The following is a 22,700-nucleotide window of genomic DNA, read 5'->3' on the forward strand; positions in this document are numbered from 1 at the left end:
GGCCGAGGTCACGAGACTTCCTTCTCCTGCGTCGGCCGCCCTGCGGCCGACTCGGGGAACCGGACGGTGTTGCCACTGGTGAGCGACAGGAAGACCTCGTCGAGCGACGGACGTCGCAGAGCGATGTCGGACAGTTCGATGCCGGCCGCGTTCAGCCGGTGCAGCGCTTGGGCCAGGGTGTTGGCGCCGTCCGGCGCGGGCATCGAGATCTTGTTCGACTCCGCGGTGAGCGCGGCCCGGTTGCGTGCCGGGAGCAGCGGGCCCAGCGCGGCGACGGTGGCCCGCATGTCGTTGGCGCTGCGCGGCACGATCTCGCAGTAGGTCGCCCCGGTCCGTTCCTTGAGTTGGTCGGCGGTGCCCTCGGCGATGATCGTGCCGTGGTCGATGACCACGATGCGGTCGCTGAGCTGATCGGCCTCCTCGAGGTACTGGGTCGTCAGCAGGGTGGCGATGCCGGCCGCCTTGAACGCCGACACCAGATCCCAGATCGCTTGCCGGCTGCGGGGATCGAGGCCCGTCGTCGGCTCGTCGAGAAAGACGACCTGCGGGCGCACCACCAGACCGCAGGCGATGTCGATGCGCCTGCGCATGCCGCCCGAGTACGTGCTGACCTTGCGCGTCGAGGCCTCGACGAGGTCGAACTGCTCGAGCAGGTCGTCCGCCCTCGACCGTGCGACGGCCTTGCGGAGCCCCTGCAGGCGGCCGAACATGATCAGGTTCTCCCGACCCGTGAGCATGTCGTCGAGGGCGACGTGCTGGCCGGTCAGCATGATCGACTGGCGCACTCCCGCCGGGTCCTTGGCGACGTCGTGACCGGCTACCACCGCCCGCCCGCCGGACGGCGTGGTCAACGTGGACAGCATGTCGACCGTGGTGGTCTTGCCCGCGCCGTTGGGCCCGAGCAGTGCGAGCACCTCGCCGCGCGCCACCTCGAAGCTGATCCCGCGAACGGCCTCCACCGTTCCGAATGTCTTGCGCAGTCCCTCTACGGTGACTGCCGCCGTCGTGTCACGCATGCAGTTCACTGCCGATGTCAGGTGAGGACAAGTCGATGAGCTCCAATTCGTCGCCGGCGTCGAAGCCGGCCTGGGCCATCACGTCGATGACGAGATCGGCGAGGGCGGTGGGGAAGTGCGCGGAGAGCGCCTCTACGACGGCGGGCTCGATCCGGCCGGTGTCGTACCACCAGTCGAGATGGAGCACCCCCGCGGAACGGAACGCCCGCAACTCCAGTGCGTGACCAAGACCCGGTGGTGCGTCCCGCACCGGCATCGCGGTGTCGGCGTCGAGGGCTACCGCGCTGTCCTCGGTGGGAGGCAGGTCGGGGATGGCGCCGGCGTGGGTGAACAGGACGTCGGCGGGACGCGTGGCCGCGAGCTGCCGTGCGGTGGGCGCGAACACGTAGCGCAGCAGCCCGTAGCCGATGCCGTAGTGCGGCACGGCCGTCAACCCGTCGCGCACGCCGTCGAGGAGTTCGCGCGCCTCCATGCGTCGGTCACACGAGAGCGCCATCGGGAAGGTCGTGGTGATCGAGCCGACGGTGCGACGCAGGTCGACGTCCGGCTTCAGCACCGACCGACCCTGACCTTCGACGTCGATGGTGGCGACCCCGTCCCCGAACTGGGACGCGAGGACGCGGCCGAGTGCGGCGAGCAGGACGTCACCCACGGGTATGCGCAGTTCGCGCCGCGCATCGTCGAGCCGTTCGGTGTCGAGGTCGGTGAGCACCGTCGAGATCCGGGCCAGGTCGTCGAGACCCGGCTTGCGGTCCGGTGCGCGTGCGACGTCGAGGGTGGCGCCCCCGGCGACACGCAGCCAGTAGTCGCGACTCTCGATCACGGCAGGGTGGGTGGCCAACGCGGCACAGCGCTGGGACCACTGCTCCCACGAGGTGGCCACGCGGGCCAGTTCGATCTCGTGGCCGGCGAGTCGCTGACCGAACGCGGTGAAGAGATCGCCGAGCAGGACGTCACGGGACGCGGCGTCACCGACCGTGCCGTGCAGGGACAGCACCAGGTGGCTCGACCCGTCGGACGGGTTCTGGACGAGGATGGCGTGCAACGGATCGGCGACGCCGTCGCCGGCACGGAGGTGCTCGTCGACGAGGTCCCGAACGGCCTGCCGCTCCTCGGGACTGCCCGGCGCCAGCCCCGCCGGCAGGGACGCGGTGGTCAGCGCGGTGAACTCTCCGGGCTCGACGACGCGCTGCTCCCACGTACCCGCTTGCTCGACCACCCGCACGCGGAGTGCGTCGTGGTGATCGACCACCGCGGCCAGGACGGCCCGGACGTGGTCGCTCGTCACGTGCGGTGCGAGGTTCAGCAGCAGAGGTATGCGCCACCGGTCCGGCTCGCGGAGTCCGTGCTCGAGGAACGCCACGACGTTCGGGGGGACCGGGGAATGACCGGAGTCGCCCGCGGTCTGCCTGGAGAGGCCACCCTCGTAGCGTGCGGTGAGCATCTTCGCGAGCCCACCGATCGTCTGGTTCTCGTAGACGTCCTGCGGCGTGAGGTCCAGGCCCTCGTTGGACGCGGTCATCGCCACGCTGATGGCGACCAGGGAGTCGCCACCGATGTCGAAGAAGTTGGCGCCCGCGTCGATGGTGCCGAGACCCAGGCACTGCGCCCAGATGCGCTGCAGCGTCGCCTCCATGTTGCCGACGCCGTCGACCGCGCCGGTGTGCGCGGCGGGCGCCGACGCGGGCGCGCCGCCGACGGTCGACCCGTTGCCCCAGGTGCCGGCACCGGCGTACTCGACCCAGTGGCGCTCACGCGCGAACGGGTACCCGGGCAGCGAGACCCGTTGCGGTGCGGTGTCTCCCGCCAGGGGAGACCAGTCGACCTCGACGTCCGCCGACCACAGCGCTCCCAATCCGAGCAGGAAGACGTCCCGGTCGTTCCTCTCCTGCGCGTGGTGGCGCATGAGACGCACCGCACGGTGATCGGGGGACCACCGGGTGTGGCGGGCCGCCGACGAGGTGAGGGTGCCGCTCGGACCCACCTCGACGACGACGCGAGAGGGGTGCGACAGCAGCACGTCCAGCTCGTCGGCGAATCGCACGGTGGACCGGATCTGGGTGGCCCAGGTGGCCGGATCGGTCGCCTCGGCGGCGGTCATCCAGGTCCCGGTGACGTTGGACAGCAACGGGATCCGGGGCTCGTTCAGCGTCAGGCGGGACATGAAGGCACGGAACTCGGGCACCACCCCGTCCATCAGCCGGGAGTGGAAGGCGTGCGACGTCCGGACCCGGCGCGCGGAGATGCCGACCTGGGTCAGTCGCTCCTGGAAGGAGCGGATCGCGTCCTCGCTGCCGGCGACCACGCAACTACCGGGGTCGTTGACGGTGGCGAGATCGACGTCGTCGCCGATGTATTCGGCGATCTCCGCGTGGGACCGCGCCACCGCGACCATGACGCCGCGGGGCGCGGCGTGCATCAGACGGGCCCGCAGCGAGACCGCCTTGATCGCGGTCGGCAGGTCGAACACTCCGGCGAGCGTGGCTGCGACGTACTCGCCGACGCTGTGCCCGGCCAGGGCGTCCGGTACCACGCCGTAGGACTCGAGCAGCTTGGCCAGCGCGTACTCCACGGAGAACAGCGCGGGCTGGGTGCGGTCGGTGCGCTCCAGGTTGGCCGCGGTGCCGTCGAAGACCTCCGCGCGGAGGTCGATGCCCAGTTCGGCGCCGAACCCTGCCGCGCACTCGTCGAAGTGGGCGGCGAACACCGGCTCGGAATCGTAGAGCCCACGTGCCATGCCGACGTGCTGTGCGCCCTGACCGGGGAACACGAAGGCCACCCGGTCCTCCTGGCCCTCGGTTCCCGACACTGCCTCGCCGACGAAGAAGTCGTCATGCTCGGCGCTTCCCAGAACCCGTGCTGCATCGGCTCGGTCGGCGACGACGGCCGCCATCCGCACGCGTTCCGTGCGGCGCTCGCGAAGGGTGTACGCCACGTCGGGCAGTGCGGGGGAGTCCCGTGGGTCGGACAGTTCGGCGGCGAGCGCGTGGCGCGCCTGGTCGATGCCGTCGGCGCTGCGCGCCGAGAGGAGCAGTACCGCGGGCTTGCCGGAGTCGCGGGCGGGAGGTGCCTGCGGCGCCTCTTCCAGCACGACGTGGACGTTGGTCCCGCCGACGCCGAACGAGCTGACACCGGCGCGGCGCGGACCGTCCCAGGTCCAGTCGCGCAGTTCGCCGGCGACCTGGAAGGGGCCGCGGTCGAGGTGAAGTTCCGGGTTGGGGCTCGTGTAGTGCAGGGTCGGGGGGATGGCCGCGTGCTCGAGGCACAGGACGGCCTTGATCAGACCGGCGATGCCCGATGCCACCTCGAGGTGGCCGATGTTGGACTTCACGGATCCGATGACGCAGGGCCCCTGGCGTGTCTCGGTGGACAGCTCGAAGGCCTGGCGCAGGCCCTCGATCTCGATGGGATCGCCGAGGGGAGTGCCCGTCCCGTGCGTCTCGACGTAGCTGATGGTGGAGGCGTCGACCTCGGCGATGGCGTGTGCCTCGGCGATGACCTCGGCCTGCCCGGCCGCATTGGGGGCGGCGTAGTTCATCTTCGTCGAACCGTCGTTGTTGATCGCGGAGCCACGGATGACCGCGCGGATGCGGTCGCCGTCCTCGAGTGCGGCCTGAAGCGGCTTGAGCACGACGATGGCGACGCCGCTGCCGAAGACGGTGCCGTCGGCGCGGACGTCGAACGGCCGGCAGTGACCGCTCGCCGACGCCATGGATCCCGGCTCGTGCCAGTACCCGACGTCGTGCGGTACGCGGATCGACGACGCGCCCGCAAGCGCGATCTCGGTCTCCCCGGACAGCAGGCTCTGGCAGGCCATGTGCACGGCGACCAACGACGAGGAACATGCCGTCTGAACCGAGATCGCCGGTCCGCGAAGGTCGAACTGGTGGGCCACCCGGGTGGTGAGGTAGTCCTTGTCGTTCTGCATCGACAGGTTGATCATGTCGAAGCTGGCGCCCTGGCCCATGATCCGGTGTGGATCGTGATGCGACATCAGGTTGTGCAGCAGGTAGCCGCTCGCCGAGCTGGTCCCGTAGACGCCGACGGTGCTCTCCAACGTCTTCGGGTCGAAACCGGCGTCCTCCAGTGCGTGCCACGCGCACTGCAGGAACTGCCGGTGCTGCGGGTCCATCATCCTGGCGGCCTGCGGCGTGAAGCCGAAGAATTCGGCGTCGAACTCGTCGATGCCCTTCATCAGCGGCGCGCGCCTGACGTAGGCGGGGTTGGCCAGTGCGGCCTCGGTGACGCCTGCAGCGACGAGGTCGCGCTCGGACACTCCGACGATGGACTCGACGCCGTCGCGCAGGTTGCGCCAGAACTCCGAGAGCGATTCGGCCCCGGGGAACTTGCCCGCCATGCCGACGACGGCGATCGCGTCGAGTGAGTCCAGTGACGAGGGCTCAGTGGTGCTACTCACCCGTGCTGTCCTGCCTTTCGCCGCGATGCGGCACGTTGACGGGCCGTGGCGCGCTTGTGCGCCCGGTTCCGCAGGTCGTTGGGTCGTTCGTCGGCCTCGGGCGCGCCGAGTCCGAGCTGGCCGACGAGGTCGGCCGCCACGTCGCGTGCGGTGGCTCCCTGCAGCAGGAGTGCGACGGAGGGTTCCACTCCGAAGTCTGCGCGTGCGGCGTTCCTGATCCGGACCGCCATGAGCGAATCCATCCCGAGTTCGATGAGCGGCTGTTGTTCGCCGACCGCGGAGTGGTCGGAGTAGCCCATGATCGCCGAGATGCGTTCGCGCAGGCGGGTCATCACGACGGCGGTGACCTCGGAGGGGTCGACGTCGCTCAGTGCCGCCGCCCCCGCCCAGTCGGAGCCGGCGTCGAGCGAGTCGAGTTCGGCGACCATGCCCGCGAAGTAGCCGAGATCGCGGATCTCGGGGAATGCCGCCGCGGCACGGTCGAGGCGCAGGCGCGCCACGCCGACCCGGCCGACGTCGGCGCCGACCAGGGCATCCATGGCCTCGAGTCCCTCGGCGGGACTGATCGGATCCAGCGCACCGAAGACCAGTGCCTGCGCGAGCCCGACCTCGGCCCACTGTCCCCAGTTGATGGTGGTGGCGGGCAGACCGTTCGCGCGCCGCCAGGCGACGAATGCGTCGAGCCAGGCGTTGGCGGACGCGTAGGCGGCCTGCCCCGGCGAACCGAAGAGCGACGCGACCGACGAGAAGGCGATCCACCAGTCCAGCGCATGGCTGGCCGTGGCCTCGTGCAGCCGCAGCGCGCCGGTGGCCTTGGGAGCCCACACCCGTTGCAGGTTCGGTCCGTTGAGCGCAGTCACCAGACCGTCGTCCAGGACGGCGGCGGCGTGCATGACGCCTCGCAGGGCCAACCCCGTCTGTTCGGCGGCCTCGACGAGCCGTTCGGCGGTACCCGCGGCGGCGATGTCGCCTGGGACGAAGACCACCTGGGCGCGGCTCTGCAGTTCTGCGAGGAGTTCGACCTGCTCGTCCGTCGGTCCGGAGCGGCCGTTGAGGACGACGCGACCCGCTCCGCGGTCGACCAGCCAGCGCGCGATCACGAGGCCGAGGCCACCAAGTCCGCCGGTGAGGACGTAGGCGCCCTCGGCCCTGACGCCGTGTGCGCCGGCACCGTCGACGGCGCCCAGCTCGGCCCGCGACAGCCGCTGCACGTGGCGCCGTCCGCCGCGGTAGGCGATCACGTCATCGCTTCCCGGGGTGAGCAGTTCGGTGGTGAGCGCCGCCGCTGCGTCCGGGCCGCCGGTGTCGAGGTCGACCAGGGTGGCGTGGACGTCGGGGTGTTCGTAGGCGATCACGCGGACCAGTCCGGTGAGCGCCGCGACGGCCGGATCGCCCTCCTCGCGGTCGGCGACGACGAGGGCGCGCTGGGTGGCGAGCCACAGCCGCGGGGAGGCGCCGTGCCAGCCGCCGACGGTCGCGCGCAGGGTGGCTGCGATCGACGAGATCGTGCCGCGGATGCGGTCGAGTGCGGCGTCCGACGCCGCCGTGCCGGACGGTCCGACGAAGACGACGACGCCACGCGGTGGCAGGTCGGGGTCGGCCGCGGTCCTGGCGAAGGCGTCGATCACGGCGGACTCGTCGGACAGGCGTTCGGTGATGACCCGTTGGCGCGGTCCGGCGAAGGCCGTCGCGAAGTCGGCTGCCGCCGTGTCGGACCCGTCCGACAGCAGCAACCAGCTGCCCGCGGGCGCAGCGTCGGCATCGCCGACGGCGTCGACGGGTGTCCACGTCGTGTCGAAGACCTTCTGCGACAACGGCAGTGGTACGGTGCGCCGCTCGACGAGGCGTAGGTACACCCCGGTCACCTCGGCCGTGGGGGTGCCCTCGGCGTCCATGATCACGAGGTGGCCGATCTTGCCGCCGTCGTCGGTGTCGGAACTGCTGAGTTCCGCCCGGCAGCGGGCGTGCCTGCCGGGGTCGCCGAAGACGCGCATGGTCGCGAACGCGACCGGGAGGTAGGTGGCCTCGGCGGCGTCGGCGGCGGACTGGGTCGGCATCGCTGCCGCCAACGTCTGCAGCGCCGCGTCGAGCAGGACGGGATGGATGCGGAAACCCCGACTGGCCGTGGCCTCGTCGGGCAGCTCGATGTCGGCTTCGGCGGACGTCCCCGGCGTGCGGACGATCCGGGTCAGCGCTGCGAAGGCGCGATTGTGCTGTGCCCCGGTGCGGCGCAGCGCGGTGTAGAAGTCGCTGACCGGGACCTCGGTGCCGCTGTCGCTCGGCGCGACGGGTGCCGTGGCGGGCGGGGCGGTGGTGCGCGAGACGTGCGCGACGGCGTGCCGTGTCCAGTTGTCCCGTGCCGACCGGGAGTGGATCTCGACGCGGATCGTGTCGTCGGCGCCGCGGGTGAGCTGTGTGGTCACCCGGGTCTCGGCGTCGAGTGGCAGCATCTGCTCGACGTCCAGTCTCTCGACCGTGATGGCGACCGGTTCGACGGCGAGGGCTTCGCACCCCGCGGCGAGGGCCATCTCGGCGAAGCCGGCTGCGGGCAGCACGGGACGGCCGTGTACCTGATGATCGGCGAGCCAGCCCAGGACGTCGGTGCCGACGTCGGCCTGCCACAGGTGATCCCGTCCGTTCGGCAACTCGACGTGCCTGCCGAGCAGGGGATGGGAGCCGGCCAGCGTGCGGTCGACGGACCCGCTGCCGAGCCAGTAGCGGCGGTGCTGCCACGGCGTGGGCGGGACGTCGGCGAAGTGGCCGTCGGGCTGGTCGGCGCCTGCCCCGTCGGACCTCTGCGGCGGAGCGACCAGCGACAGCTGAGCGTGGAACGTCAGGGTGTCGTGCTCGTTGCGGCGCAGGGTGCCGGTGGCCAACCGGTCGCCGCGCGAGGGCGCGGCGTCGAGGCACTCGGTGAGGGCGTGGGTGAGCACGGGGTGCGGGCTGACCTCGACGAAGGTGTCGTGGTCGGCGGCGGCGGCCGCCACCGACTGCGAGAACCGCACCGGGTTGCGCAGGTTGGCCACCCAGTACGCCGCGTCGAACGCGGGAGCGGTGTCACCGCCGGTGGTGGAGAGCACCGGGATCCGCGGTGTGCGCGGCGCCAGATCTGCCAGGGCCGAACGCAATTCGGACAGGATCGGGTCGACCGTCGGATGGTGGGACGCGACGTCGACCTCGACCGACCGGGCCAGCCTGTTGCGGGCCTGCACGGCAGTGATGATCGCATCGATCTGGTCAGGCGGACCGGCGACGACGGTCTGGTTCGGTGCCGCGTAGACGGCGAGGGTCACGTCGGGACGGTCGGCGATCAGGTCCTCGGTGGCCTTCGCGTCGAGTTCCAGGAGCGCCATGGCGCCCTGGCCGGCCAGTCGCGCCATCAGCCGCGACCGGGTGGCGATCACCTTCAGGCCCTCGGCCGGGGTCAGCGCGCCCGCGGTGACCGCTGCGGCGACCTCGCCCATCGAGTGCCCGATGACGGCGTCGGGTTCGACGCCGTGGCTGCGCCACAGCGCCGTGAGCGCGAGCTGCATCCCGACCAGGACGGGCTGGATGCGGTCGATGCCGGTGACCTGCTCACCGTCGCGAAGCACCTGCTGCAGCGAGAAGCCGGTCTGCTCGACGAAGTCGGGTTCGAGGGCGGCGACGGCGTCGGCGAAGGCGGGCTCGTCGGCCAGGAGTTGACGACCCATGCCGGCCCACTGCGAGCCCTGACCGGAGTACACGAAGACGGTGCGGTGCCGCTGGGCGCCGGTGTGGGCGGGCACGACCCCCGCGGCGGCCCGTCCGGCCGCCAGGGCCCGGAGCCCCTCGACCGCCTGGGCGCGGTTCAGAGCGCTGACCGACGCCGTGACGCGTTGGCGCGGCCGGTGATGGGTCAGGGTGTGTGCGACGTCGGGCAGGGCGACGCGGCTGCCGTCGCCGTCGACCCAGTCGGCGAGCGCCGCGGCCGTCGACGCGAGGCGTTCGGTCGTCTTGGCCGACACGATCAGCGTGGAGACGCCGTCGGTCGGGGCACCCGCGGGCGCGGGGTCGGGTCCCTGCTCGACCACGATGTGCGCGTTGGTCCCCCCGAGGCCGAAGGACGACACCGCGGCGCGCCGGGGGCCGTCGGTCTCCGGCCAGTCGGTGAGTTGGGTCGGGACGAACAGACGTGTGGCCGACGCGTCGATGGACGGGTTCCACTCGGTGAAGTGGAGGTTCGGCGGGATCTTGCCGCGATTGACGGCCAGCACCGACTTGATGAAGCCCGCGATGCCCGCGGCCGCCTCGAGGTGGCCGAAGTTGGTCTTGACCGCGCCGAGGGCGCACGGTGCGTCGCCCGTGCCGTACATGCTTGCGAGGGCGTCGAACTCGATGGGATCCCCGAGCGAGGTGCCGGTGCCGTGCGTCTCGACCATGTGGACCGAGCGTGCGGCCACGTCCGAGGAGCCCAGCGCGCGGGTGATGACGTCCTCCTGCGCCCCGGCGTTGGGGGCGGTCAACCCGTTGGACCGGCCGTCCTGGTTCACGGCGGAGCCGCGCACCACGGCCAGCACCTGGTCGCCGTCGCGGATGGCGTCGGTCAGCCGCTTGAGCACCACCATGCCCGCGCCCTCACCGCGGACGAAGCCGTCGGCGCCCGCGTCGAAGGAGTGGCAGCGGCCGCGGGGTGAGAGCATGCCCCACTTGGACAGCGCGAGTTGGGTTTCGGGGCGGAGGATGAGGTTCACGCCACCGGCGAGGGCGACGTCGGATTCCCTCAACCGCAGGCTCTGGCAGGCGAGGTGCACCGACACCAGCGACGAGGAGCAGGCGGTGTCGACGGCGATGGCGGGTCCGCGCAGCCCGAGCAGGTAGGCGACACGACCCACCGCGACGCTGTGCGCGTTGCCCGTCGCGCTGTAGGCGTCGATCGTGTCGGGGTTGGCGGCCGAGACGCCCTGGTACTCCGTGTAGTACACCCCGACCATGACGGCCGCCCGCGTGCCGCTGATCTTCTCGGGCGCGATGCCGGCGTGCTCGAGGGCTTCGTACGCCACCTCGAGGAGTACGCGCTGCTGTGGGTCCATCGCCTCGGCTTCGCGCGGCGAGATGCCGAAGAAGTCGGCGTCGAATCCCGCGACGTCGGGGAGGAAGCCGCCCCACTTCGACGACATCCGGCCCGGGGTCGCCGGGTCCGGGTCGTAGAACGCCTCCGCGTCCCAACGGTCGCCGGGGATCTCGCCGATCGCGTCGACGCCGTCGGCGAGGAGGTTCCAGTAGCCCTCCGGTCCGACTGCGCCACCGGGGAATCGGCAGCCGATGCCCACGACGGCCACCGGCTCCGCGGTGGCGATCCGCGACGCCTTGTCGAACCGATCGGCCAGCGTGGCCCGCTGATCGGCCGTCATGGCCGCGACTCTGTCGAACGTGGTGGTCATCAGATACTGCCTCTACTGGTTGCCCCTGCGGATTCCACGCTGTCGAACAGCGCGTCCAGCACGCTGCCCTCGGTGTCCGCCAGAAGGTCGTCGTTGGGTGCCGAGAGCGGTGCCGCACCGGTGGGATCCTCGGCGGGGCGGTCGTCCGACTGTGGTTGCGGTGCCACGCGCTTCGCGAGATATGCCGCGAGCGCCGCGATCGTCGGGTGGTTCCACAGCATCGTGGCCGACAGCTCGATGCCCACCAGCCGTTCGGCGTCCCGCCGGACCGACATGGCCATGACGGAGTTGAGCCCCAGTTCGGCGAAGGGTCGGTCCACCTCGAGTTCGGCTTCGGGGAGCCGGAGTTCGTGCGCGAGCACCGTGCGCAACTCCACCTGCAGGTGGTCGCGCAGCTCGTCCGGCGACATCGCCGACCAGTCCCGTTCCGGCAGTGCCGCATCGCCGGAGGTGGCCGAATCGTCGTCCAGCATCGGGACCATGGCGGCTTGGGCCAGGTCGAGGCCGCTGACGTACTCCCAGGCGGCGAAGGCCTCCGCCGGGTGCACCGGACGCGAGCCGACCCGCGCCAGTTCCGCGGCGACCAACTGGGCACCCTTGGCGAACCCGAGGTCCTGCCAGGCGACCCAGTCGAGGCTGACCGTGTGCCCGCCCAGGTGGTGCCGCGCCCGGGCGAGACAGTCCAGGTAGGCGTTCGCGGCGGCGTACGCGGCCTGGCCGGGCACGCCGAAGATCGCACCCGCGGACGCGGTGAAGTACAGGAAGTCGAGATCGGCGGGCGGGAACGCGTCGTGCAGCACCCGCGCGCCGGCGACCTTGGGCCACATCGTGGCTCGCACCCGTTCGTCGGTCGCCTCGGTGAGGAGCTGACTCTCGGTGACACCCGCGGCGTGGACGACGCCGCGGATCGGCGGCGCGCCTGCCGCGTCGCGCTGATCGAGCAGGGATCGGACCTCCTGCGCGGACCCGACGTCGAGCGTGACGGCGTCGACGGCGGCGCCCCGGCGTTCCAGGGCCCGGATGGCGGCGATGACGTCGCGCTGCGCGTCGGTGACGCCGTCGCCGTCCCACGTCCGACGCGGCGGCAGCGGCGTGCGACCGGCGAGGACCAGGCGTCGTGCACCGCGGTCGACGAGCCAGTCGGCGATGAGCAGGCCGAGCGCACCCATGCCGCCGGTGACGAGGTAGGACGCGTCGGGCCGGCACCGCAGTGGTTCGCGGACCGGATCGCCGGTCACCGGTGCGAGCGCGGGGGCGAACAGGGCGCCGTCGTGCGCCGCCAGAATGGACTTCGCGGCGACGGGCAGCAGCGCGGCCAGCGCGGCGGCGTGGTCGGCGACCTCCTGGTCGGCGGGCAGGTCGAGCAGACCACCCCAGAGTTCGGGTTGCTCGGCGCCGATGACTCCGGCCAGACCCCACAGCGCGCTCTGGGGGAGGACGGCGTCGGACGGGGCCTCGCGGACGCCGCGCGTGAGGATCCACAGCGTGGCGGGCTGGTCGTCGGGCCGCCGTGCGAGGTTCCCGACGAGATCGGCGAGTTCCGTGGTCAGGCGCGTCGCGGCGTCGACGTCGGATTCGCCGACGGCCGAACCGGCCACGTAGACGACGTAGCGGGCGGTGCCGACGTCACCCGCGGCGAAGCCGGCGCGGACCAGTCCGTCTCCCAGTGCACCAGCGGCGGCGACGTCGCCCACGATGGCGACCGCGCCTGCCGCCTCCGCGGAGGCCTTGACGTCGGCCCCCGCCCACGGCTGCCAGTCGATGGCGTGCACCAGCGCGTGGGGGTCACCGCCGCCGGTGTCGGCCGTCGCGTCGATGCTCGCGTACCGCAGACCGCGCACGTCGATGCAGACGGCGCCCTCCGGCGTGCGCACGACGACGTCGACGATCAGTTCGTCGTCGCTTCTCGTGCGTCGGAGGACCTCGATCGAGGCCCGTGCCGTCAGGCGGTCGTCGTGAACAGCAAGCGATTCCAGGCCGGCCGGCGCCATCATCCGCGGATTCGCGGCGTCCGCGAGGCGGGCGACGCTGATCCCGGCGTCGAGCAGTGCGGCGGCCGACGCCTCGGGCAGCTCGACCTGGGCGCGTGCTCCGTCCGGGGTGGACTCGCACGACGGTATCGACCACGGGAACGGGTGGCCTTCGACGTTCCACGTGCGCTGCAGTTCGGCGACCGACGCCGCGTCCCAGTTCGTGACGGCACCGGCGACGGCCCGATCGGTCGCGACCGCGGGCTCGTCGAGGGGTGGGGAGACACGGGCGCCGGCATGTCGGGTCCAGTGCTGAGAACCGGTGTCCGTCGCGGTCCGCGACGACACGGTGACCGATTCGCCGTCGGCGACCACCTGAACGATCCGCGGCTGATCCAGGACGATCGGGTAGTCGAACCGCACGTCGGCGAGCGCGGGCGTCCCGGTCTCGCGCGCCGCGAGCGACAGCGTCTGCAGGAGAATGGATGCCGGTACCAGCTCGACACCGTGGACGCGGTGCCCACCGGGGTACGGCGTCGCGTCCGGGTGCAGCCTGGCCTGCCAGAGCAGCGTGGGGGAGGTGCCCGAGACGCTGAACCGTTCCCCCATCAGGGTTCCCGGTGCCGGTGCCCGGTTCGTCGCCAACGCCTGTCCCTCGGTGGTGATCCAGTGCGAGGTGTGGTGCCAGGGGGTGGTGGGTAGCTCGGGATGCGGCTCCGCCGGATGGGGCGGCGCAGGGACGGCGACCGAGTTGAGGTTCGTGTGGAACGTCACCGTCTCGTCGGCGTCGCGCAGCAGCGTGGGCAGGATGGCATGCGTGCCGTCGGCGAGGGTGTCGGCGATGGCGTGGGTCAGCACCGGATGGGGGCTGATCTCCACGAACGAGCCGTGGTCCGACGCCGCCGCGGCGACGGCCTGCGTGAAGCGCACCGGGTTGCGCAGATTCTGCGCCCAGTAGTCCGCATCGAACAGCGTGCCGGAGGAGTCGGCGACCGCGTCACCCGTCGTGACGTAGACGGGGACGGTCGGCGTCCGCGGCGCGAGACCGGCCAGCTGAGAACGCAATTCGGGCAGGATGGAGTCCACCGTGCGATGGTGCGAGGCGACGTCGACCTCGACGCGGCGGGCCAGCCTGTCCGCGGCGCTGACCACGTCGACCACCGCGTCCACCTGCTCCGGCGGTCCGGCGATCACGGTTTGGCGCGGTGACGCGTACACGGCCACCGAGACGCCGGGATGGTCGGCGATGAGCGCCGTCACGGACTCGGCGTCCATCTCCAGCAGTGCCATGGCACCCTGCCCGGACAGCCGTGCCATGAGACGTGAGCGGGTGGCGATGACCCGGAGTCCGTCGGCGGGGCTCAGCGCACCGGCGACCACGGATGCGGCGACCTCGCCCATCGAGTGGCCGATGACCGCGTCGGGTTCGACGCCGTAGGAACGCCAGAGCGCGGCCAGCGCGAGTTGCACGCCCACCAGGACGGGTTGGATGCGGGCGATGCCCTGCAGCGGCGCGTCGGACTCGAGTGCCTCCCGCAGGGAGAACCCGACCTGGGTGACGAAGTCGGTGTCGAGTTCGGCGATCGCGGCCGCGAATGCCGGCTCGTCGGCGAGCAGTCGCCTGCCCATCCCGTGCCACTGCGAGCCCTGCCCGGAGAACACGAAGACCGTTCCGGGAGCGCGGGTTCGGTCCCGCAGCGAGGTCACGCCGTCGGCGGTCCCGCCGGCCGCCACGGCGCGCAGGCTCGCGACGGCTTGCCGGTGGTCGCGTGCGGTCACCGTGACGTACTTACCGTGCCGCGCCCGGTGGTGGTTGACGGTGTGGGCCACCTCCGACAGGGCGACGCCGCTGCCGGCGGTGGACATCCAGTCGGCCAGCGCCGCGGCCGAGGCCTCGACCCGAGCCGCGGTCTTGCCGGAGACGACGATGGTGCTGACGATGGGCTCGGGTTGCGGCGCAACGGGTTCGACCGTCGAGTGGGGCGCCTGCTCCACGACGAGGTGGGCATTGGTGCCGCTGACGCCGAACGACGAGACTCCCGCGCGACGCGGCCCGTCGTGAGCGGGCCACTCCATGCCGTCCGCGGCGATGGTGAACCGTGCCGCGCCCTCGCCCGCGCGCGGGGTGAGCTGCTCGAAGTTGAGGTGCCTGGGGATGTACCCGTTGTGCAGGCTGAGCACGGTCTTGATGAACCCGGCGACGCCGGCAGCCGACTCGAGGTGGCCGAGGTTGGTCTTGACCGAACCGAGGACGAGGGGTGCTGCGTCGCCACGGTCGGCGAACACCCCGCTGAGCGCGTCGAGTTCGATGGGATCGCCCAGCGCCGTTCCGGTGCCGTGCGCCTCGACGTAGTCGATGTCGGAGGGGGACAACCCGGAGGTGGCCAGCGCCTGGCGGATCAGCGCCTGCTGCGCGGGTCCGCTCGGCACGGTCTGGCCGCTGCTCGGTCCGTCCTGGTTGACCGCCGAGCCGCGGACGACGGCGAGCACGCGGTCACCGGCGGCGATGGCGTCGCCGAGCCGCTTCAGCACGACCACGCCGGCACCCTCGCTGCGCACGTACCCGTCGGCGTCGGCGTCGAACGACTTGCACTGGCCTCCGGGAGACAGCATTCCCCACTGCGAGCACGCAATGCTGTTGTCGGGAGTCAGGATCAGGTTGACGCCCGCGGCGAGAGCGGTGTCGCTCTCCCGCCTGCGCAGGCTCTCGCACGCGAGGTGAATCGAGACCAGCGACGAGGAGCAGGCGGTGTCCAGGACCATGGCGGGACCGTGCACGCCGAGGAAGTAGGCCAACCGGCCCGCCGCGAAGTTCGAGGCGTTGCCGAACGGGATGTGCGGATCGATGTCCTGGGGCGCCAGCTTGTTGGCGAAGGTCAGGGAGTAGTCGTTGGTGGTCATGCCGACGTAGATGCCGGTGCGCGATCCACGCAGGGTGTCCGGGTTCAGCCCGGCGTCCTCGATGGCCTCCCACGCGACCTCGAGGAACAGCCGCTGCTGCGGGTCCATCGCCGCGGCCTCCCGGCGCGACAGCCCGAAGAACTCGGCGTCGAACTCGGCCGGCTCCCACGAGGTCAGGAAGCCACCGTCCCGGGTGCAGATCGTGCCGGGGACGGAGCTGTCGGCGTTGAAGTACTCGTCGGCGTCCCAGCGCGACGCGGGGACGCGAACGACACCGCTCTCGCCGTTCTTCAACAGGTCCCAGTACCGGCCGGGCCCGTGGACCCCGCCGGGGAGTCGACATCCCAGGCCCACCACGGCGATCGGTTCGGTCTGGCCGTGTTCGGCGACCTCGAGACGCGCGGTCAGATCATCGATCGTGCGCAGTGCCTCGGTGATGATCGCGCGGCGATCCTGTGACGGGGCCGTCATCGAGAAGAGCCCAACCTTTCGGAGAGTAGCGCGAAGAGTTCGTCTTCGGACAGGTGGTCGTAGTCCCGGTCGTCGTCGCCGGCCGGGCCGGTCGTGTCGTCGCCGAATTCGGGCAGGGTGTCGGCGAGATGCCCGACGAGGGCCTCGACGGTGGGGTAGTCGAACACCACCGACGCCGGCACCGAGATGCCCAGGCTCGTGGTGAGCGCCCGTTGCAGCGTGACGCTCATGAGGGAGTCCATGCCGAAGTGGAAGAACCCGGCCTTCGGATCCAGCGAGTGCGGCGAATCAAGGCCCATCACCGTCGCGACGAGCGCGGTCACGTGCTGGGTCAGCAGCGCGCGCCTGCCCTCGGGCTCACGCTCCCGCAGCGACTGGCGGAAGTCGGTGCTGGGCACCGACACCGGACCGCCGCCACCGGACACGTCCGACACCGGGGCGTCCGCACCCGCGATCAGGTCGTCGATGACGTGCAGCGACGCACGCGTGCGGTAGGCGGTCGCCAGCAGATCCCAGTCGGCCGCCACCACGCACGACCGCACCGCGGCCGTCGGAGCGGTGACCGTGCTCAGCGCCGCGATCGCGACGTCGTCGCTCATGGGGATGAGGCCGGACGCCACGGTCACGTTCAGTTCCTCCGGGCTCTGATGGTCGGCCAGCGACTTCCAGAAGCCCCAGTTGACCGTCGTCGCAGGAAGACCCGCGGCGCGGCGGGCGTAGGCGAACGTGTCCAGGTAGGTGGTGGTCGCCGCGTAGTGCGCGAGCCACCGGGAACCGAGCAGGCCCGAGATCGACGAGAACAGCACGAACCGCTGCACCGCATGCGACAGCGAGAGTTCGTGCAGGAGCGCCAGCACGTCGAGCTTCGGACGGAACATCGCGGCGACGTGCTCGTCGGTCATGTCGGCCAGGGTGACCGGTCCGCCGCCGAACGCCGCGAGATAGATCCCACCGAGCGGCGGGAGGTCCGCGCCGAAGCGGTCGAACAGTGCCCGCATGTCGCCCTCGTCCGCGGCGTCCGCGGCGACGGTGATCAGCGTCGAGCCCTTCTCCGCCAGCGCCGCAGCCAGGTCGTCGAGTCGCTCCCCGGGATTGCGGGACACCGCGACGACGGTCGACGCCTTCATGTCGGCCAACTGCGCGATGAGGTATGGGCCGATGTTGCCGGTCGCCCCGATGACGAGGTGGCAGTGATCGCCGTCCAGGGGGATCGCGTCAGCCAGGTCGGGCGTGACACGACGCAGCCGCGGCACGTGCCGGGACCCGCCGCGATGGACGACCTGATCCTCTCCGTCGCTTCCGGTGGCCTCGGCCAGCACGATGCGCGCGATCTCCGGCGCCGAGGTGGTCGCCTCGACGTCGATGACGGCACCCCAGATCTCGGGGTGCTCGAGGGCCAGCGTGCGGCCGAGGCCCCACAGCACCGCCTGCGCGGGGTTGGCGGCGTCGCCCTCGGCGATCGGTTGGGCATCCCGGGTCAGCAGGAACAGCTTGGGCGGCAACATCAACCGTGTGATGGCCGTCGTCAGCGCCTTGGCCGAACCGAACAGGCGGTAGCCGGTCTCGGCGTCGAGGCCCGACGACGTGACGCCGGGCGCGTAGACCACGTGGCTGGTGCCGGCCAGGACGTCGACCAGGGTGGCCGGCTCGGCGTCCTCGAGAGCCGAGGGAGCCAGCGCGTTGACGTGGATCCGAGGGCCGAGCGCCGCGACGACCTCCGCCACCACGTCGTCGTCGCCGACGACTAGCCACGAGCCCACGGTCTGCGGCGCCGGCGTGGCCAGATCCTTCTGCGGCCAGGTCATCTCGCTGAACCACTCGGCGGGGACCCCGTCGGTGGCGGCGGCGGCGATGCGTCGTGGCGCGGCGACGCTGATCCAGTGGCGGCCGTGATGCCACGGAGTGGTCGGCAACAGCGGATGCGGCTCCGGCGGGTGCGGTGCGGTGGGTGACAGGGGACTCACCGTCGCCACGCCGAGATGGAAGTTGAGTGTGTCGTCCCCATCGCGGCGCAGGGTGCCGATGCTCAGGTGCGGATCTGACTCGAGCGTCTCGGCGACGGCCGAGGCGAGAATCGGGTGCGCGCTGATCTCGACGAAGGTGCCGTGGTCGCGCGCTGCCGCCACGACCGCGTCGGCGAAGAGAACGGGCCGGCGCACGTTCGCCGCCCAGTACTCGGCGTCGTGCACCGGTGCGCCCATCGGGTCCTGCACCGTCGAGAAGAACGGGATGGCAGGCGAATTCGGGCTGAGGCCGGCCAGTTGCGTCCGCAGTTCCGGCAGTACCTCGTCCATCAGTGCGGTGTGGGAGGCGACCTCCATGTTGACGCGCCGAGCGAACCGGTTCTGCGCGCTCACCGCGGCGATCACCGCGTCCACCTGGTCGGGCAGGCCCGCGATCACGGTCTGGTTCGGCGCCAGGCGACCGGCGATGCTCACGTCGGCGAAGTCGGCGATCGCGACCTCGGTGGCGTCGGAGTCGAGCTTGAGCAGCGCCACCGCTCCCTGCCCGGCGAGCCGGGACATCAGCCGGGAGCGGTGCGCGACGACGGTCAGGCCGTCGGCCACGCTCAGTGCTCCGGACACCACGGCGGCGCTGACCTCGCCCACCGAATGGCCGATCACGGCGTCGGGATGCACGCCGTAGGAGCGCCACAGCGCGGTGAGCGCCAACTGCAGTCCGACGAGCACGGGCTGCACCCGTGCGTCGCCGCGGACTTCTTCGCCCTCACTGAGCACCTGATGCAGCGAGAACCCGACCCGCTCGACGAACGTCGGCTCCAGCTCGGCGATCGCGGCGGCGAAGGCCGGCTCGTCCGCGAGGAGGCGGCGGCCCATCCCGGTCCAGTGCGAGCCCTGCCCGGAGTAGACGAACACGGTCCCCGAGCGCGTCGGACCGGCGCCCGGTTCCACGACGGTGTCGGCCGGCTCGCCGGCGGCGAGCGCCCGCAGTCCCGCGAGAGCCTGATCCCGGTCCCTGGCGCAGATCGACGCGACCCGGTTGGACGGATCGCGGTGGTGACGCAGTGTGTGGGCGATGTCGGCGAGTGGCACGCCCGCGCCTGCACCGGTCATCCAGTCGGCGAGTGCGGCTGCCGTCGTGGCCACCCGGGCATCGGTCTTGCCGAAGATCGGCAGCGTGGTGATCTCGGGGAGGTCGACCGCCGCACCGGCGACGCCGGCGGGGGCCTGCTCGAGCACGATGTGGGCGTTGGTGCCGCCGAAGCCGAAGGACGACACCCCGGCGCGACGGGCCCGGCCGTGGGTGGGCCAGTCCTGATGGGCCGCGGCGACCTGCAACCTGAGCTTGTCGAACGCGATGTGCGGGTTGGGGGTGTCGAAGTGGTGGTTGCCGGGGATCCGCGCGCGCTGGACGGAGAGCACCGTCTTGATGAACCCGGCGATGCCCGCGGCGGCCTCGAGGTGCCCGAGGTTGGACTTGACGGCTCCGATGAGCAGCGGTGCGTCGGCGGGGCGGCCGCGACCGAGGACGGTCCCGAGCGCACGGGCCTCGATCGGGTCTCCGAGGAAGGTTCCCGTGCCGTGCGCCTCGACGTAGTCCACGTCGCGCGGCGAGACACCGGCGTTCTCGTAGGCCCTGCGCAACACCGCCATCTGTGCCGCCGGATTGGGGGCCATCAGACCGTTGGACCTGCCGTCCTGGTTGACCGCGGACCCGCGGACGACGGCCAGCACGCGGTCACCGTCGCGCTGGGCGTCGGAGAGGCGTTTGAGCACGGCGACGCCGCACCCCTCGCCGCGCACGAAACCGTCGGCGGCGGCGTCGAAGGAGTGGCACGCACCCGTCGGCGACAGCGCTGCGGCCTGGTCGAAGCCGCGGAAGACGGCGGGCGACATCAGCAGGTTCACGCCGCCGGCGAGCGCGACGTCGGAGTCGCCCGTCCGCAGGCTCTGGCAGGCGAGGTGGATCGCGACCAACGAGGACGAACACGCCGTGTCGACGGTCAGTGAGGGCCCGCGCAGGTCGAGGAAGTAGGAGAGCCGGTTGGCGATGATGCTCAGCGCGCCGCCGGTGTTGTTCCACGCGTCGACGGTGGGAAGGTCCGCCGAGGCGAGGTACCCGTACTCGCTGACGCAGGCGCCGATGAAGACGCCGGTCTGGCTGTGGCGCAGCGTGTTCGGCGCGGTGCCCGCGTGTTCGAGTGCCTCCCAGGCGACTTCGAGCAGGAGCCGCTGCTGGGGATCCATCTTCGCCGCTTCACGCGGCATGATGTCGAAGAACTCCGCGTCGAAGGCGTCGACGTCGTCGAGGAACGACCCCCACTTGGTGGTGTCCTTCAACAGCGCGGCGACCTCGGCCGAGCCGTCGTCGAAGGGCGTCCACCGGTCCGCGGGGACCTCGGTGATGGCCGAACCGCCGTCGTCGAGGAATCGCCACAGGCCCTCGGGGCCGTCGATGCCGGCCGGGAAGCGGCAACCGAGCCCGATGACGGCGATGGGCTCGTCGATCGAGCCGCCGCCGCGCTGGGCCGCCGGTTCCAGCGACGGTTCCGGCTCCGGCTCGGTGAGGAACCGTGCCAGCGAGTTGATCGTGGGGTGTTCCCAGAACTCCACCGGCGACACTGCCCGGCCGATGCGTTCGGCGAGAACGCCCGAGAGCACCACCGAGTCCCTGGAGCCGACGCCGAGGTCGTTGAAGGACGCATTCGGGTCGACGTCGTCCGGGCTGCAGCCGATGGTGGTGACCAGATAGTCGGTCAGCCAGTGCCGGAGGTCGGCCGCGTCGAGGGCATCGGTCATTCGGAGAGGTCCAGGCGGCTGAACGCACCACGGCCGTAGTACTCGGCGCAGGACGCGCGACGCACCTTGCCGCTCGTCGTGATGGGCAGCGAACCGGGGCCGACCAGCATCACGTCGGACACGCGCACGCTGTGCACGCGCGAGATCGCCGACACCAGATCGCGCTTGATGCGGTCGAAGCGGCTCTGGATCTCCTCCTCGGTGTCACCCCGGCCCTTCACCTCGGCGACGACCACCAGCTGCTCGGTCTCGTTGCGGGTCACCGAGATCGCGACGGCGCGACCGCCGGTCAACTCCTGGACGGTGGCCTCGATGTCGTCCGGGTAGTGGTTGCGCCCGTCGACGATCAGCAGGTCCTTGATCCGTCCCACGATGAAGAGTTCGCCCTCGGACATCACGCCGAGATCTCCGGTGCGCAGCCACGGTCCGTGCGGCGTGTGGGGATTGGGCTCGGTGATCCGGCCGCCGAAGGTGTGGGACGTGGCCTCGGTGTTGCGCCAGTAGCCCGCGGCGACGTTGTCGCCGTGGACCCACATCTCGCCCAACATGCCGGCCTGCTTCTCGGCGTGGGTCTCGGGATCGACGATGCGCAGCATGCTGGCGCGCATCGGGCCGTAGGTGATCAATTCGGTTCCCGCGCCCTCGGACACGCGCTCGGCGTGCCCTGCGGAGAGCTTCTCGGGATCGAACCACGCGGTCTCGGGCACGCGCCCGGGGGCCAGCGATGCCACGTAAAGGGTGGCCTCGGCCAATCCGTAGGACGGCAGGAGCGCGCTGTCGGGCAGGCCGAAGCCAGTGAACCTGTCGTCGAACCGGCGGACCGTGGCGGCATGGATGCGTTCGCTGCCGCTGATGATGCCGAGTACGTCGGTCAGCTTGCGGCCGTCCATGTCCTCGTCGGTGGTGCGCTTGGCCGCGAGTTCGAAGGCGAAGTTCGGTGCCGCCGAGAAGGTCTTGGTGTTGTCGGCCAGCATCTGCACCCACCTCGCGGGCTTCTGCAGGAAGGCCATGGGCGAGATGACGTGAGCGTGCAGGCATCCGGCGACGGGCGCGAAGATTCCCAGCAGCAGGCCCATGTCGTGGTAGAAGGGCAGCCACGACACCGGCGAGGTGTCTGCAGGCGGGAAGCCGCCGTACTCCTCGAAGTAGTCGGAGAAGACCTGCTCCAGGTTGGCGACGATGTTGCGGTGGGTCACCATGACGCCTGCGGGGCGCCGGGTCGAGCCCGAGGTGTACTGCAGCAGCGCGATCTTGGTGCCGGCTAGTGCGGAGTCGGCCACGGCGGGCGGGGGCCCGTCGAGATCCAGGGCGTCGATCTCGATGACGGCGATGGGGGCCTGGGCCGGGTCCTCCCGTGCGTAGCTCGCGACGTCGTCCGAGACGGCCAGCGTGGTGAGGATGACTGCCGGGGCGCAGTCCTCGATGACGGCCGACACCCGTTCGTCGTGGCTGCCTCCCTGAGGTACCGACAGGGGTACGGCGACGCGGCCGGCCTCCATCGCGGCGAGGAAGCCGACGATGTAGTCGAGACCCTGGGGCGCGATGATCGCGACGCGGTCGCCGGGCGTTCCGTACCGCGCGATCTCCGCGGCGAGGACGCGTACCCGGCCGTACGCCTGCGACCACGTCAGCGTGTCGGAGGTGCCGTTCGGGTCGAACTCGTAATCGGTGAAGGTGAAGGCCGGGGCCGAGGGCTGCTGCTGGGCGTTCTGACGGAGCGCAGCTGGGATTGACGACGCGATCTCGGACATGTGTAAGACCCT

General features: G+C 71.3%; 6 protein-coding genes. All 6 read right to left on the reverse strand.

Annotation, left to right across the window (positions count from 1 at the left end; translation table 11 throughout):
- Window positions 1-8: 8 nt before the first annotated feature.
- The 6 genes from G6N64_RS16455 to G6N64_RS16480 are packed head-to-tail and all read right to left on the reverse strand — an operon-like array spanning window position 9 to window position 22,688.
- Entirely contained in the window at window positions 9-1,016 is a 1,008-nt protein-coding gene (locus G6N64_RS16455; RefSeq protein ID WP_163798014.1) for an efflux ABC transporter ATPase subunit, DrrA-related, read from the reverse strand.
- Window positions 1,009-5,433, reverse strand: coding sequence for a type I polyketide synthase (locus G6N64_RS16460; RefSeq protein ID WP_264002293.1), 4,425 nt, complete (start codon window positions 5,431-5,433; stop codon window positions 1,009-1,011). The genes G6N64_RS16455 and G6N64_RS16460 overlap by 8 nt, the downstream gene beginning before the upstream one ends.
- Complete coding sequence (locus tag G6N64_RS16465) at window positions 5,430-10,835, reverse strand: type I polyketide synthase (RefSeq protein WP_246230679.1); 5,406 nt, start codon at window positions 10,833-10,835, stop codon at window positions 5,430-5,432. Before G6N64_RS16465 ends, G6N64_RS16460 begins: the two co-directional genes overlap by 4 nt.
- On the reverse strand, window positions 10,835-16,177 hold the full coding sequence (locus tag G6N64_RS16470; protein ID WP_163798015.1) for a type I polyketide synthase: 5,343 nt from the start codon (window positions 16,175-16,177) through the stop codon (window positions 10,835-10,837). The genes G6N64_RS16465 and G6N64_RS16470 overlap by 1 nt, the downstream gene beginning before the upstream one ends.
- Entirely contained in the window at window positions 16,174-20,937 is a 4,764-nt protein-coding gene (locus tag G6N64_RS16475) for an SDR family NAD(P)-dependent oxidoreductase (protein WP_163798016.1), read from the reverse strand. The genes G6N64_RS16470 and G6N64_RS16475 overlap by 4 nt, the downstream gene beginning before the upstream one ends.
- Window positions 20,934-22,688: an AMP-binding protein gene (locus G6N64_RS16480; RefSeq protein WP_163798017.1), complete on the reverse strand. Its 1,755-nt coding sequence runs from the start codon at window positions 22,686-22,688 to the stop codon at window positions 20,934-20,936. Before G6N64_RS16480 ends, G6N64_RS16475 begins: the two co-directional genes overlap by 4 nt.
- Window positions 22,689-22,700: the final 12 nt, after the last annotated feature.

The organism is Mycolicibacterium sediminis (genome assembly GCF_010731735.1).
GTDB classification, from domain to species: domain Bacteria; phylum Actinomycetota; class Actinomycetes; order Mycobacteriales; family Mycobacteriaceae; genus Mycobacterium; species Mycobacterium sediminis.

What these genes read in the sequence shown, in the direction of transcription:
- G6N64_RS16455 (WP_163798014.1), bottom strand. Translation starts at nt 1,016, where the DNA reads ATGCGTGACACGACGGCGGCAGTCACCGTAGAGGGACTGCGCAAGACA.
- G6N64_RS16465 (WP_246230679.1), bottom strand. Translation starts at nt 10,835, where the DNA reads ATGACCACCACGTTCGACAGAGTCGCGGCCATGACGGCCGATCAGCGG.
- G6N64_RS16470 (WP_163798015.1), bottom strand. Translation starts at nt 16,177, where the DNA reads ATGACGGCCCCGTCACAGGATCGCCGCGCGATCATCACCGAGGCACTG.
- G6N64_RS16475 (WP_163798016.1), bottom strand. Translation starts at nt 20,937, where the DNA reads ATGACCGATGCCCTCGACGCGGCCGACCTCCGGCACTGGCTGACCGAC.
- G6N64_RS16480 (WP_163798017.1), bottom strand. Translation starts at nt 22,688, where the DNA reads ATGTCCGAGATCGCGTCGTCAATCCCAGCTGCGCTCCGTCAGAACGCC.